The organism is Candidatus Desulfosporosinus nitrosoreducens, assembly GCF_030954495.1.
Classification (GTDB): domain Bacteria; phylum Bacillota; class Desulfitobacteriia; order Desulfitobacteriales; family Desulfitobacteriaceae; genus Desulfosporosinus; species Desulfosporosinus nitrosoreducens.
Window position 1 is genome coordinate 289240 of record NZ_JAVHUW010000082.1, and the last position, 15002, is coordinate 304241.

A 15002-nucleotide genomic window follows, 5' to 3' on the forward strand; every position below is an offset into this window, starting at 1 on the left:
ATTAACGCATTCTTTCCAGCTCATAAATCGTTGTGTAAGTACTTTGCTTATTGTCCGAACGCAAATTATATTCTGCAACATACATATAATTCCGAGCCGCCCCATCCTGGGAAGAATATTTAATGATATCCATAAACATCTTTCTGGCCCTGGCATAATCACCTTTGCCGAAAAGTTTAACACCCAATTCAAAGCGGTCTGCATGGGTTTCCTTTATTTTCAATAAGGCATAAGGGTCACTGTCATAGAGATCGTAAAGCTGAACTTTTTCTTCCTCAATCATCACTTCTCCAATGCTTCGGCTCCTGTAGTCACTGCTTTGCAAGCCCTCATGGATCTCTTTCGTACAAGCAACATAAATATTGCTGTCGAAACAAATGCGCAGGATCGGGTCCGCTTTTTGGGCTTCGTTGGATATGGCCGCCGGTTCCATGCGCTTTTCATCACCGACAAAGCCCAGCATAATGTTGCCTTTAGCTATATAAATGCGAATATCGACCCCACTTTCTCCTCTGCGTTCTCTTTGCTGGTTCAAAGCACTCAATACTTCCCTGATTCTAAAGGCTGTCTGCAAGACCAGTTCCGATGTCCCTTCAAACACGGCATTGAACCCATCAGGACGGAAATTGTAAACGGTGCCCTCATTTTCGCTGACTACGGGCACAATTTTTTCGAAGACGTCATTAATGTTGGCAAATATCGCCTCGCTTTTTTCCCCCATACTAGTGAGCAGGCGAAAACGCAAACATAATAACATCATATTTTTCTTAGAGACAAAGGATTTTTTACCGACATTCTCAATCGAGGTCTCCCCGAGAATCTCCAGAAACTTTTGCGGTACAAACCTGTAATAGGAAGCATTTAATTTGTTCAGACTGATCGTTGTCTTTAAAATATTTAAGGACAGCGCTCTGATGGAATAGGACAAGTCTTCAATTTCATCACCGGAGTGTACATCAAGGTCTCTTCCGTAATCCCCGGCCGCTATTAAATCAACGCCCTTTTTAAGCTTTCGGACATTAAAAACATTAAAATATTCCACAATGATGACCAGGACAACCAGCAAAAGACCAATCAGTCGCATATAGTTCGTTACGGTGTCCGCCATGGTAAAAATATTCCGGTCCAGGATATTTAAGCCTACCGCCATACTCAGGAGCACAGGTGAACCGGAGATTGTCAGCCCGGTAGGCATAACAAGACAAAGAACCCTGCCCCGTGGCGTCATCACTTCAAATGAAGCCAGCCTATTTTGCTCCGCCGTTTTGCTTAGCGTATTCAAAGCCGGACCGTAGCCGAGCAGACTTGCCGGATAGCCTGCCTCATACCGTTCATTGGAAGCGGTCACAAGGTACTGCCCGCCGGAGTTCACGATAAAATTAACCTCGGCTGTATTGAGCAAATTGTAGAGATTGTTATCGGAAGTGTCGGCGCGGCCATTTAGCAAAAAGGAAGTGAGATTCTTGCGGAAGCGCTCAAAAAAATCGCCGGAATTACTGTAGTCCCCCTGGTTGTCCTTTGAATTTTCGGCATAGCCTTTATAGGCGGCAATGATCATCTGCCCTGCTTTAACCTGATCGGTCAGATACATCTGCCGTTGCGTCTCTTCGGATTGGGGAACAATCACATAATTCGTGAGAAAATAGAGGGCCATAAAGATGACTAAAATGACCAGGAAGGCTTGTCTATAGAGAATAGACAGCCTCATATGTAAAAAGCTGAAGTAAAAGTCCCAGAGCAGCAAGGACACAATGATTGCGCCAATAATTATGCCGGCCAGGAGAAACCACTGCCTCAAATCTGCCCGGTCTGAAGAATCATACTTACCTATTTCCGGCAAAAAGGCAAACCCGCCCAGAAATATCCTGTTGAGGCCATTATTGTTGATAATTCCCATGACATTGCCGACATTGCCCACCGCAACAGAATTCAATTGCCTGAATTCCAGTTTATCTTTGTCTGAAATAATCTTGTCGCCCTTGATGGCTGCCGAAGGATAGAGGTCGGCTGTAGACATGACATAAATAGTGCCGCTCACTGCCTCACGGCAGTAAAACTGATTCCCCGCAAACCAGAAATGATCCACAATACTTTTTTCCGCAAATTTGTAGAGCGTATCCTTCTTAGTGGCGGACTTCCTCAGCAGCGACCCGCCTTCCATGCTGAGGACCGTCTCCCCTGAGGGAAGCACAATATAAGCGTTGATTTTAGCGGCTGAATCCCCCATTGGGTATGCGTGAATAGTTTTCGCCGGGCCTTTGCTTCCTTTGGTATAAGCATAGACATCCACTGTTGTGTCATTTAAAAAGCCAAAATAAATATTCTTGTCATCATCACTCATCGAGGAGATAAGACGAAATTTGCTGTCATAAAATTGACTGAGATTGTACTTGAAAACTTGGGTGTCAAAACTTCCGTCATCATGGAACATATAGATTCCCACCTGCTTAATTAAGGTGGAGTTGGGAACCAAACCATAGGTAGTGAGCAGCAGGTTTTTATCCTGATCCACGAAAATATTATCAAAAATACAATTATTTCCGCCAACAAAATTCGCTATATCCTTGCGATAAACTTGCCGCCCGGTAGAATCCAAGCTGACGAGGAATACTTGATTTGGCTCTTGGAGAATATAATAAATATTTCCGCTGCGGTCGACACAATGAGCAGATTCTACGATATTCTCATTCTTGGGCTGAAAAAAGAGTTGGTCAATCAGATTATTGGCAAAAAATACATAAACTAAAGAACTGATTGCCACAAAAATCACAATAAAACTAACTGCTTTTTTGAACAAATTAATTCCTCCGGCTTCATGCCTTATTTCGCTGGGGCATTTTTTTTCCTCTTCTCAGACCTGGGAGACCCAGACCGGCGATATAACCTCTTTAAGCGTTTTTGCAGAGAACTTTTCAGCCTGCGAATTAAATAAGATTTCCAGGATTCTTTTTGAAGAAGTCGGTGCGTTTCCAATAAGGTGTTGTGGATTTGTTTCCAACCTGAAAATGTGCCGGCAATACTTTCGTCCCGGTTTTGCTTTAATTCATCGATATACTCCCAAAGTTCGTCCGGAACAAAACGATTTTTTACAAAAATATCTTCCAGAATGACTGCTATCCTTTGCCGTTTAAAGGGCTTAGCGGCAACTTCCAGCGGCCGGATAAGATAATTGATCTCTATTTTTTGCAGCTTAGCCACAACCACGATATTTTCGGGTCTCAGGCAAGAATAGGCTATAAAATCGGCCATCGCATCCAGACTAAGACAGGCTTCCAAAAACAGATAGGCATAGGTGCAGCGCAGTTCAAAATTCTCTTTGTCAACTTGCTGAAAATAATTTTTCAGATTGGTTCCTTCATAATATTGAAAAACTGCCGTAATACTGTGCTTGCCTGATAAAAGATCAATAAAATCAGAATTCGCCTCCTGTTTCATAGTATAAAAGGCGGGCAGGAAGCGCCGGATATCATCGTAGTTTTCGTAGATATTCAAAATTAAAGGCCTGTAATGATTGTTTGTTTCCACATCAATACAAAGGCAAGCCCGATAACCTTCCTGCTGTTCAAGCACTTCGAGTACCTGATACATGCCGCCCTGGACGAGAGTTTGCATAGTTACCTCCCTTGTCTGTAGTGGCCTTTTCATCCTCTTCATCTAGGCATGATAGCCTTCTGGCAAAGCGTGCTCAGACATGCTTCCAGCTCTAAAGGATTTTTAAGCAACTAATCCTCAACAATAACAAAGGCACTGGTTTTGGCCTCCGCATCTGCGGAACTGGCTGCTACGATTTCATAGGTTCCGGCCGTACTGGGCGCCTGGTAAAGTCCATTCTGGTCAATTTTCCCGCCTTCATCATCTTGCACGCTCCATAGTACTCTCTTATCGGCGGTTCCGCTGACTTCCGCTTCATATTGAATCCTCTCCAGGATCTTAATTTTATGAATCTCCGGCTTAATTTTTATGGTTACAATATCCTTAGCCCGCATACTGGCACTATCTCTGGTCACTTTGTAAGCAAACCAGCGCACCTTGAGAAAATGGCCTTCCACATGGTCCAGACAGCGAATGCCAACACGAAATGTGCCGCTATCCGGATACAATATTCCGGCGACCTCTACTTTCGGAATATCCTTACCCTCGTTTTTAGAACTAAAAACATCCCCATTGCCAAACAAAAGCTTGCGATTCTCACTGTTGCCAAATTCCACGGCAAAATTCAAGCTGACATCGCCGATACCTAAATTGTGGGATATTTCATCCGAAACGTAGCGCCCATTGACGCGGATCGCTCCGGACAATCGTACGTCCACAATTCCGGAGGCAGTTGCATAATCGTAGGCCTCTGACGAGGGAATGCCAAAATGAAAGTCAATACTTTTTTTAAGCGGATTATACTTGGCCGAAATCTCCGGCTTTTGCCAATACTTCAGGATCTCAGTTTCGGTTGTAACTTTTTTAATATCCTCCACAGGGTTAGTGAAAAACTGATTGCCGGCGCTCTTTCCCGGCAGAGCCGCCACTCTTTGGCCAAAAGGAAGACCCGTTATTTTTCTGAGTATATAGGTATTGCCCGCATAAACATAATCGATTTTAGCCAAATAGATGGGAGTATCTTCCCCCGACATTTGTTTGTCTAAGCTGCCCGCTTGAATATCGAGCAGTTTCTCATAGCTGGAAAGACTGCCGCAGATGTAGACAGCGCACTTCTGGGAAAGCTCGATTTGGTCAATGATGTCCCCCATCCGCACCTTCAAGGCTGCGGGTCCTTTGGCAAGAGGCACTTGCATATCCGATATGGAAGCTGCTCTTAAGGTATACTCAACGATATGAATATCCCGTTTTAAGTTTTGGTCTTCATTAAAAACCATCTTAATCCTGTCGCCTTCCGCGCTTTTCAAATAATCAGATTGAAAGGAATACTCAAAGGATACCTGTGGCAGTTCTGTTCCTTTCACCACCATAAAGCGCAGGGAAAACTCCTGACCGGCCATTACGGCGGCAGGCACAATTTGATAAATTGCCAGCCCTCTGCTGGCGTATAAGACTTGAACCTGATTCTTGCCGGACTCGCCTAACAGAGTTTCCACATCCGGCTCACAGGTATCCAAGGATAAGCGATAGCCTTCTTCAATTTTATTAAACTGCTGACTTTCACTGTCTGCCACGCCGATGTTGTTGACTGGTTCCCGCATTTGTTCCGCGTACTCAAGGCAAAGATAGGCTTGTTCATGGCCCGCCAAACTTTCAAATCCCTCAACCATCTGCAGTTTGCGGATGATGGGAGAGGTCACGGCAATTTCCCTGCCGGAATAATCCAGAGCCAATCCCGTTTCCATGGAAAAGGATGTCTCATCATTAAGGTAAACGCCCAGACCGCAAACAACTCCAGTTCCCAGAATGCAGCGGTTGATCAGCCGGCGCTTGTTGTTGTTATAGTTTTGTTCCGTGTCAAAGTCTCTCGCAGTCAGCATTTTTCCGTGGAAATAGCGGTTGCGTTCCAGGGGAAACAGGGTTTTATTTTTCATGAACACTTCCTCCAATCAGAGTATCATCAGATATTGCCACAGTTTCATCAATACTTACATAGTTATACTCTCCCACCATTGAGTTCACGCCCAGATAGGTATGCTTCCCCAGGATAATGCCGTTTTTTAATAAAATAATTTCCGCTTCGGTATGGGCAGGTATGTTTTGCTTCAAGATGGTCAGAAAGTTGCTCATGATTTTCTGCCGGAACACTGTTTCAGGCAGCATAAGATAAAATTTATAGGGATTTGTTCCAAAAAGCTCGTTATATAACTCTTTGTCCCGTCCCTGAAACAACATGTGCTGATAGTGAAAATATTCAATGATCCTTGGCTTGACTCCCAGTTCACGCTCCACAAGATGTTCAATCCCCTGCTTGGTCCCGATCCTGGCATATTCAGGCATGATACCGGCAATACGCTGCCGAAGACCTTCATCATCCAGCCGCCTTACCTCCTGAATGCTCACCCAACTGGCAAGATACCTCAGCATCTCACCTTGAGCCCGAGTGAAATTCAGCGTCTCCGGTATCCTGGTGACCTCATCTTCGATCTCAAAAAACAGTGAATCAAAAATTTCCATAAAACGCTGAAAAAAGTCATTGTCTGCTTGATTATTTTGATAGATTTCCGGCAGGTAGTGAATTATTTTTTCTTCGGCCAGCAAGAGCTTGATTTTCCGCAGACTGAATCTTTCCGGCTGAGGTACCAGAAACTCCAGTTTCAGCCACAGATAACGTCCTCTGACCCGAAGCAGACCATCAGTCGAGCCGGTAAAGCTTTGCCGGAAAAGGGCTGAAAGTTCGTTAAGACCGGCTGGCCCATATCCGGAACCTGCGCGGATATAAGTGTCGAGGTTGACCAGGTTGTTTCCCAGCCAAACCTCCGGACGATCACTGGCATAAGACGACACCTTGATGACGGAGTTCTCCGGTATATCGGCATCAAGAATAATGTTCTGCCAGTGAAAGTCCTGCTCTGTACTGTCAATGGACCCGGTGATGATAACTCCCGCGGCCAATATTCCCTGTTCATGTTCAGGTCTTTCCGCAAATACCAGCTGATTGTCTCTGGGCTGGAGATTGAGCAAAATGCTTCGTTTCCACTCGCGATTTCTATTCAGCGTGATATACCTTCTGCCCTTTTCCATGTCTTCAGCTCACCTCACTATCTCATTACCTTCTTATAATAAAGTTGTCCTAAAATCAGACTATCAGGCGTATTTGCAGGTCACCCAGAGCAGGAAGCGCCTGGGGCGGAATTATAACATCCCCATAGTTATCCTTATAACTGTCATTGTTTCTGACAGCTAAAGCCACTCTCTTAACTTGAACAACCCCAGGAAGATGTTCGATTTTTCTAGCGAGCATACTTTCCCGCACCGGTTGGCCAAATTCCGGCTTTCCTGTCGGAATTCCCTTGCGGATTCCCTCAAAAAATCGTTCAATAGCTGCCCGGATAACTGTTTCGCTGCTTTCCTCCTGGCCGTACTCAATGCTAACCTCAATATAAACTGAAATTTTCACATAAAGCGGGCTAATCACCTTGACATTCGTGGTGATCAACCGGTAGGCTTCTAATTGTTCTCTCACCGCTTGCAGAAGCGATTCGTCCGGAAGCGGAAAAGGCTCTTCACTATAGGGGAGAACCACTACTGTTACAGTGGCAGGCGCCTGTTTGTCGCCAACCGATCTGCTATCAGGATCATAGTAAGGAATGGCTTTAACTCCCATGATCCTATGTCCGGGTGTGGCAGCGGCCAGGGTTTCATAATCAGAGGCTGTCACGGCCTTCTCAATTTTCTTCAGGGAAGCCTTGATCCGTTCCAGAGCTTCATTAAGCTGTTCGGCATCCTTTCCCCCTGAGGCCGGCAGAGGATTGGCAATTGCGCTATAGTTAAGAGGCTTAAAGTTCTGACTGGGTATATTGCCGATACTGCCCTTGGTGATGACGCACCTTGTGACAATAATATTATTCTCGCCGGCCTGAGGTACCGCGCCCTGTTCATTATCGCCAAAAACAATCTCCTGATTAACTGGGTCATAGCTAAAGCAACGATCATAGGGTCCGGCCTTGGCCAGATCAGCGACATAGTTCCACTCACTCCAGCACTTCTGTCCTTCGTCTGTTTCTTCCTTGACCATCACGGACAGTAATTCCCGCAGTAGCGTATCCTGGTTTGGCAAAGAAAATCTTTGGCCGGGCAGACCGCTGGAAACCGCAAGAACCATTGAACTTGCAAAATCCTCCTCATAGCATAAGACCTTGATGTTTTCAGCCCCATCCAGGGCCAGTTCCTGGGGCAAAGCCCTTAATTTCAGCCTAAGGATTGCAGTGTTTTCTTCAGTTTGCTTGTAGGTAATGACTTCATTGTGAAGACGCCAGCCCAGCTTATCACGGACAAAGACCATCAGCCGTCCTTGCAAAGAGAGCCAGGTATCCAGCTCTAACTCCGCCTCACCTTTTTCCAGCCAGGTGAAGGAAAGGGTCTCACAAAGAGTTTGCTGCTGTAAGACCGCAATCGGGTCCTGGTAAATATTCTGTAATCTTGGATTTTCTTCACACCCTTTTCTTGCCAGTCTTGCCCGCAGCCAATACAACCGCGGAAGTCCTTCAGCGGGAGTGAATTCAGCAGCACCCGCAGGAAGGCGAAACACTACTTTTCCCGTCTGTGCAAAAGCATGGGTTTCGTCCGCAAGAATTTCCAGGGGTTTATAGGCAATTTGCCCTGTACTGCCCGCTCCAAATTCCCAGACAATCTCTCTTGGTGCGCGCGAATTATTCTGAAAAGGATTTCTGGCCACAGGGTAATGATCGTCGAACAGGAGAAATAAGCTGAATTCCCTCTCCTCTTCCCACTGATCCACACCGATATATAAAGAACTTTCTCCCTCCAGGGGATTTTGGCCAAAAGCCTGGCAATAGATCCCCGGTTCTCGGAGGAGGTCCTGAACATCTCTGAAGGTTCGGCCATCATAAACGTAAATACTCTTTAAGCCGGCTTTGTTAAAGGTTACAGAGTCCCGGCTTTCAAAGATGATATTTGCGGACGTTTCAAAGCGCATCCCTTGCGGCAATGATCCCTGTGAGGCGCCCTCCGGAAAAACCAAATAAGCTTGTGCCGCCGCAGGTTCGCCCACAGTTGTGCCCAGTAGGGCTAACATGTTTTCATACCCCCGGATCGTAATCCGGTTTAAATAGAATTGCTGCATTTCCTTGAGCCAGGCAAACAGCTCCAGGATTGTAATCCCCGGATCGTGCTCGTTCATATCCGTCCACTGGGGATAAAGCACAGGGATACGGCGTTTAGCCGCTTCCATAATAGCTTCGAAACTTTGGTCGTCATAATTCGGTAAGTTTAGCAAGCGGTATCGTCTCTTTTCATTCAAAATATCCTGACGATGTGTTCGCCGTTTGTAACCACAACATATCTTAATTTAAACAGATCATCCAAAGGCACTATCTTGAGCATATGGCCATCATAATAACGGCCTTCAAGGATAACTTCCCGGATACTGGCAACATTTTTAATCTTCTTCAGCAGGCCATGCACATAGCTCACGGTTGGAATTTCTTCTATTCCCAGCCTTTGTTTGCCGACAGCACTCGGATTTAAATAGTCATTCAAGACCTTTAAAATCTGCTTTTCTGTTTCGGCGGCCAGGTCGTAATTATCAACGGTTATGGAGACAGCGATACTAACCTGCATAATCACTGCCGGTACGACGGAAAATCTTCCGCCGCTTAAGAGCTCACAGCTTATCTTCTCAGACAGATATTGGCTGATCCTCTTACATAGCTTTAAGCAATAACTTCTATTCTCAAAGTCATAGGGCAGTATGACCAGGGTTACATGCCCCCAGGCTTGTTGCCCCTGATAATCATGATGAGCTATACACCTGACATCTCTGACTTCCGGGAATTGTTCTATGACCATACTTTCATAGTCTGAGGCAGTTACGGCCTGCCCGCGATGACGCAGCCTAAGGGGTCCGACCTTCTCTAAAATCCGGATATCATGCTGGTCACTCCCCCCGCAGGTCATTTCGATATTGCTGACGCTGCCGACATAGGGAATATTAACCAGCAAGCCTTCAATCCTGCCTGCCGGCAGGTTGCCGCGCCGGCCGCCTCCATAACTGTAGTCAACCCGGATGGTAGCATTTTCGCCTGTTGAAGGAACTTTTCCCCTTTTGCCATCGCCAAACAAAATTTTGCCCGCAAAGCTGTCCAACTTGTAATGCCGGCTGTTTTCCCGCGCATTGCTGAAGGAGTCGCAACGTTCCCAGCGAACCCAAAATTCACTGATATGGCCTGAACTGTTATATTGAATATCCACCAGCTCCGGATTCAGTTCCGCAAGCAGCTGCATATCCGTTTTGGCAATATCGCTCATTTCATTGATCCATACCTGACATTCCAGGACCGGATAATGGGCCAGGGAAATTACTTTGCCTACTTCATAAATTCCTGACTGAAACATTTCCTTAGAAATTGTTTGCTTCTGAACAATTTCCACAACATTGGGCAGGATAGCCGTTATTAAAGGGCCATCGTCAGTAGGCTCAGAAAACTTGAGATTTTTAGCGACAATCCTTAACCAATACCCTTCCTGTCCGAAAAACAGGCTCTTTTGAAAATTGGGAGGATTATAAAGAGAGATGATCCCCTCTTCCCTCAAACCCTCAGTTTTATCGTTTACTTTCAGCTCATACCAGGACCCTTCACCTTTCAGATCGTCGGCAAAATACTCAAAACTTAAGGCGTGTCTTAGTTTACTTTGGCCTATCGTCTTAAAGTATAAGTTAAGCGGATAACCGGCAGGCAGCTGATCAAAAGCTAAGTAAACAGCGTAATCATGCTCTTGCAGCGGCTGATACAGCTTTATATATGTGGAAAAATCCGGCGCGCGGTACAAAGCCTTGGCGCAATTATTTTCCGTATAGACCCATTCCACCGGCTGCGGCGCATCCAGATAGTCAAAATCCAGGGAAACAGACTCTACGTACGGTAACAGCAGGTTGGCATAGACCGAAAAGGCATTCTCTACTTCTACAACTCTCGCTCTAAGCCAAAAGTTTGCCAGGGAATTTTGCAGGCTACGCCTCATATCTGAGGGACACTGAAAGGAGATATGCTTTTTATAAGAACCTTCTTCTCCTTGAAAGGGATTGGCATCACCCTCTGTTTTTAAATGCGTCCATCCCGATCCGTTCCAATACTCCCAGACGATTCTTGAGATAAAGGAGACATCAGGGGTCACAATAGGAATATCCGCCTTTTCCACAATGAATTTCCGGTTGAAATTGTATTGCGGCATAGCCTCTGCTGTTCCTAGCTGCCGGACAACGGTTTTTAAATTAAATTCAAGATTGATCCGGGCATTGCATTTGGAAAAGACCTCTTCTGAAGCAAGATAGAAACAATCATAGGCCCGGGGCTGCTTGCCAAAACAATAGCCTCCTTCTTCAGGATCAAGCAAGAGGTCATTGGCATACATCTGCTGCGGGGCAATAGGCAGATCCGGCTTTTCCCGGCGCAGGCAGGCGCTGCCGGCGCTGATGCGGTTCATAGTGATGCCATCGGAGTTTCCGTCTGCTTTCATTTCACAATAAACCCAAATCTGTTCACCAGATTGCTCATTTTCTGTTGCTTGTTTACCTGGCTGTAAGGCAATGAAGCTCTCTTTATGCAGATACAGCTTGCCGTCTTTAACAAAAACCCTCTCAAAGGGTATCTGCTTCTTGCCGTCAAAATACGACCACCGGGCGAAGACGGGGTCCGCCAGGCGAGTCACGTATTCTTCATTTAAATAGCCGATTCTTTCGTTTTCCAAGCTCAGAACGATTTCGGCCGGACTCGTTAAATTGAAGACATTATGGCAGGCAAAGGCGAAACAATGCCGCTGAATACTTCTCTCTGAAGACGGCGCAAAGAATTTGGCCGGAGCCTGCTCCAGTTCCACCTTCTCAATCCGGTCCCGTCGCGGATCAACCGAGTAAATTCCAACTATATTGGCCGGACTTGCCGCAAAATCGCGCTCAGTTTCAAAGACAATCCTTCTTTCAGTATCCCGGATCTGATCATCGTCACTGTCAAAGTACATCTGTGTCCCTTTGCGTATGAATACATTTTTCGTACAGCCTTGCGCCAATTGAAACAAAGCCACGCCTGCCGCCGGGTTTAGGGCTTGGGCCGATACCTCGAGCAGATTTAAAAATTCTATATAATGTTTATAGGCAACCCTGTTCAAGCGGTCAATTGTCCCGCCAAACATCAAGGCGAACAATTCAGCCAGTGCGGCGCCACCCTCAGCTTCATCCGGGTCATACTTCCACTCGGGCGTATAGATTTGAGCCTTCTGCTTTATGCTCTTAATGATATCCGCGGCCTGGCGCGGATCGATCTGCGGCGGATTACTCATGCTTAAACTCATGCCCCGGCCCCCTCTAAGATATAGAAGGGATAAACCTTGTTGAATTGGTTGTTTGTCGTTCTTACCTTATACTGGATGTTGACAATGACTGTGCTTTTATCACCGTCACTATTATTAATCCCGACCTTAATGTCCTGAATGCGCGGTTCAAATTGTTCAAGGGCCTTTACTATTTCAGTTTCAAAAGCGGAAACACTCTCCAGCCTGTTGACGGAATAGACAAAATTACTGACAGTTGATCCAAACTCCGGGCGCATGACCCGTTCACCGACATTTGTTTTCAAGATTATTTCTATGGCTTCCTGGATATCCTCCTCATGCTCAACCATCGCTATCTTGCCCGTCTGTCTGTTTATGGAGAAAGGAAATTTGAAGCCTTGTCCAAGAAAACCTTTGGAGTCTGACTCGGATGACATACTTGTTCCCTCCTAATTCAACTGCAATAGACTGCCCTTCACGGCTGTCACGCCGTCACTTTGAATAGAAACCTGAGCACTGCCTTTTATGGATGCCGTAGCAGTTGCCTTGAGATTGATCTGGGTTCCTTCAATATCGATAGCTTGAGTTCCATTGAATTTGATAGTTCCGGCGGTTCCGTCAATGCTAATCGTGTTGCCGCTGCCCACTTCAATTGTCAGCTTGTTCTGGCATTTGATGGTCACTTCGCCGCCTTTGCCATCCAAAATCAGACTATTACTGCCATCTGAGAGGGATATCCGCTCTTCTTTATCGTTTAATTCGACCTTTCTGCCTTTAGGAGTAGCAACCGTTATGGTCTCCTCTCCTTTTTTATCCCCCAGTTCGATACTGCTTAGATTTGGTGTCTTGATTAAATAGGTCTCATTTTTCCCCGCGCTGATTTTCACCGGAGCCTCCGACAGACTGCCCCACAGGCTGCCAAGCACATAAGGCCTGTGAATGTTCCCGTTCTCAAAAGCCACCAAAACAAGATCATCAACATTCGGTAAAAAGAAGAGGCCGGATTGCTTACTTGCAAAAGGAGATAAAACAAAGGCCCAATCTAATTCTTTGGCATCTTCGCTGGCAGTCAAAAACGCGCAGCGCACACGGCCCAGATTTTTGGGATCTTCAATATTAGTTACTTTTGCCAGAGTAACGCCAACAATGCTCTTTTCCTGATTACAATCTTTGGTCTCAGGTTTATCTATGATTCCCATTGCTTCTCCTCCCCGTCTTCCGGCCTTAAGTCGCTACACAAGAGCTACTGGCTTTAAATTCCGTTAGGTAGCCATTGCCGTTAATGCTGTGAGTCACCTCATTGAGAAAGAATTCACCGTCGATGCCTTTCCCCATCCCGGAAATTTTAATTTTCGACCCGGCTTTAATATCCGGGATGCCAATGGTTGAACCGCTGCAGTTTACCAGGTTCGCTGAAGAAGCTGCCAACTCACTTTTCGCCAGTTCATCAGCCTGATCCTTATTAAGGATATTCCGATCATTAATTTGTTTCGTTTTATTTTTTATGACGTCAGGCAGCGCTGAACCACCCAGGGGTGAACCGTCGATATTCGCTTTAGAAGTTGAGGTCACTTGGGTATCGTAATCATTCCAATTGACCTCAACGGAGCCAATCTGATTGGTGAGATGAATTTCAGCATGAAAGCTCAGCAAGCTTTTTCCCCAAGCCAACTCTACGGCCGGATCTTGTTTTTTCTGGGCCAGGCTAGGTCCAAAATAAATTTGGTCATAGATAACGCAAAAAGAATTGCGTACTTTTTTGGCGAGGCACATCAAAAAATGATAATAATCCTGATTTTTATTAATCTCGGCTGAGATATCATCTTTACTGACGCCCTTATTAAAGTCATATTCAACGCTTTGCACAGTTGCATAGTTTTTGCAATATTTGTTTAAGATGCTGGTCACAATATCTGCGACCCCCATGTCGCCATAATTTTCCCAGACTTTATTGTTGACTAACGCCCCCTTGGCATCCAGGCATTCGACAATGGCATGCATTCCGCGGGCGTTAACATCAAATTTCAGCGAATTAATATATCCTTTAAAAACCCCTTGCAAATTGGTGGGGTCATTGTAGCCCATCTTAAGATCCACAACTTTTCCCGGTTTGAAGGTCTCGAAAATATCATGTTTGAACTTGCTGTTTGCAAAATCAAAAATCCCTGCAATCACGAAATGACAGGTACTCATTCCAAAATCGGCTGACATCAAAGCACTAATATCAATAATGGGAAATTCCTCCATCTTGATCTCTTCATTGTCAACCTTAAGCGCAAAGCGGGGTCTTTGAAATCCTTTATATTTTTCTTCAAAATCACTGAATGATGCCATGTCACACCCCCGGGATATTACCCTCAAATAATGGCCGGAATCACGATGCGCTCCCCGGATTTCATCCGCCGGGGGTTGTCAAGGCCGTTTGCTTCGGCGATCCTTCTCCACTCCGAACAATCCCCATATTCTGCATAAGCAAAACGATAAAGCGCATCACCGCTGTTAATAATCCGGTGTTTGGTCCGATCCGGAGAATTACGGATCATATTATCCTTAACAGAAGATTTCATGGTAATTTCCAAGGTTGACCTTAAAGGGACACCCAGAGAAGAAAACATAGTAAGCTTCTCATTAAGAGAAACAATATATCCTGTAAAACTCATTTTTCCCCATTCGAAGGTAACTTCTTTAGGCGCGTGTTCGCTCTCGTCCACGGTAATCAAGTTGTAAACAGGTTCGGTATACTTCCTGACGTCCGCTTTCAGCAGAGTCGGCATTTTATTGTTCAGCATCAGATCCAGCTGGCCGGTCTCAATTCCTGAGGAGTAGGTGTCAAAAAACAGAGAAAAGGTCATTGTTTCCGCTTCTCCATTAATAAACTGCAGAATGGGCCGATCGAGTCCGGGAACTTTATGTTCGGTATAGGTGTTCGAACGCTGAATTTGCAATTCTGCCGGGTTATATAAGCAGGAGACCTTTTGCTCAATTCCGCTATCGTCGTTATATTTTAAAGAAGCTTTCGACATAAGAATCATCCCGGCTGATCTCTTCCCTTCTCAAATGAA

At 45.5% G+C, this 15002-nt stretch carries 10 protein-coding genes; all 10 read right to left on the reverse strand.

The window, feature by feature from the left end; all coding sequences use genetic code 11:
- Position 1: 1 nt before the first annotated feature.
- The 10 genes from REC12_RS24115 to REC12_RS24160 all read right to left on the reverse strand — a co-directional run bounded on the left by REC12_RS24115 (position 2) and on the right by REC12_RS24160 (position 14963).
- Complete coding sequence (locus REC12_RS24115; RefSeq protein ID WP_308898599.1) at positions 2–2797, reverse strand: hypothetical protein; 2796 nt, start codon at positions 2795–2797, stop codon at positions 2–4.
- Positions 2798–2820: 23 nt separating this feature from the next.
- Positions 2821–3612 (reverse strand): hypothetical protein, encoded by a 792-nt coding sequence (locus REC12_RS24120; protein WP_308898601.1) that lies wholly within the window; start codon positions 3610–3612, stop codon positions 2821–2823.
- A 110-nt stretch (positions 3613–3722) separates the two neighbouring features.
- Positions 3723–5525, reverse strand: coding sequence for a hypothetical protein (locus REC12_RS24125; RefSeq protein WP_308898603.1), 1803 nt, complete (start codon positions 5523–5525; stop codon positions 3723–3725).
- The gene (locus REC12_RS24130) at positions 5515–6675 is read right to left on the reverse strand and encodes a phage tail protein (RefSeq protein ID WP_308898604.1); all 1161 of its coding nucleotides are present in this window, start codon (positions 6673–6675) and stop codon (positions 5515–5517) included. The genes REC12_RS24125 and REC12_RS24130 overlap by 11 nt, the downstream gene beginning before the upstream one ends.
- A 55-nt stretch (positions 6676–6730) precedes the next feature.
- Positions 6731–8890, reverse strand: coding sequence for a putative baseplate assembly protein (locus REC12_RS24135; RefSeq protein ID WP_308898605.1), 2160 nt, complete (start codon positions 8888–8890; stop codon positions 6731–6733).
- Between the two features lie 20 nt (positions 8891–8910).
- Positions 8911–11961 carry a baseplate J/gp47 family protein gene (locus tag REC12_RS24140; RefSeq protein WP_308898607.1) on the reverse strand — a complete coding sequence of 1017 codons (3051 nt, stop codon included), beginning with the start codon at positions 11959–11961 and terminating at the stop codon, positions 8911–8913.
- Positions 11958–12377 carry a gp25 family contractile injection system sheath assembly initiator gene (locus REC12_RS24145; RefSeq protein WP_308898610.1) on the reverse strand — a complete coding sequence of 140 codons (420 nt, stop codon included), beginning with the start codon at positions 12375–12377 and terminating at the stop codon, positions 11958–11960. The genes REC12_RS24140 and REC12_RS24145 overlap by 4 nt, the downstream gene beginning before the upstream one ends.
- Before the next feature lie 12 nt (positions 12378–12389).
- Complete coding sequence (locus REC12_RS24150; RefSeq protein WP_308898612.1) at positions 12390–13139, reverse strand: phage baseplate assembly protein V; 750 nt, start codon at positions 13137–13139, stop codon at positions 12390–12392.
- 25 nt (positions 13140–13164) lie between these two features.
- Positions 13165–14274 carry a phage late control D family protein gene (locus tag REC12_RS24155; RefSeq protein ID WP_308898613.1) on the reverse strand — a complete coding sequence of 370 codons (1110 nt, stop codon included), beginning with the start codon at positions 14272–14274 and terminating at the stop codon, positions 13165–13167.
- Between the two features lie 23 nt (positions 14275–14297).
- The gene (locus tag REC12_RS24160; RefSeq protein ID WP_308898614.1) at positions 14298–14963 is read right to left on the reverse strand and encodes a CIS tube protein; all 666 of its coding nucleotides are present in this window, start codon (positions 14961–14963) and stop codon (positions 14298–14300) included.
- Between the last annotated feature and the right edge of the window lie 39 nt (positions 14964–15002).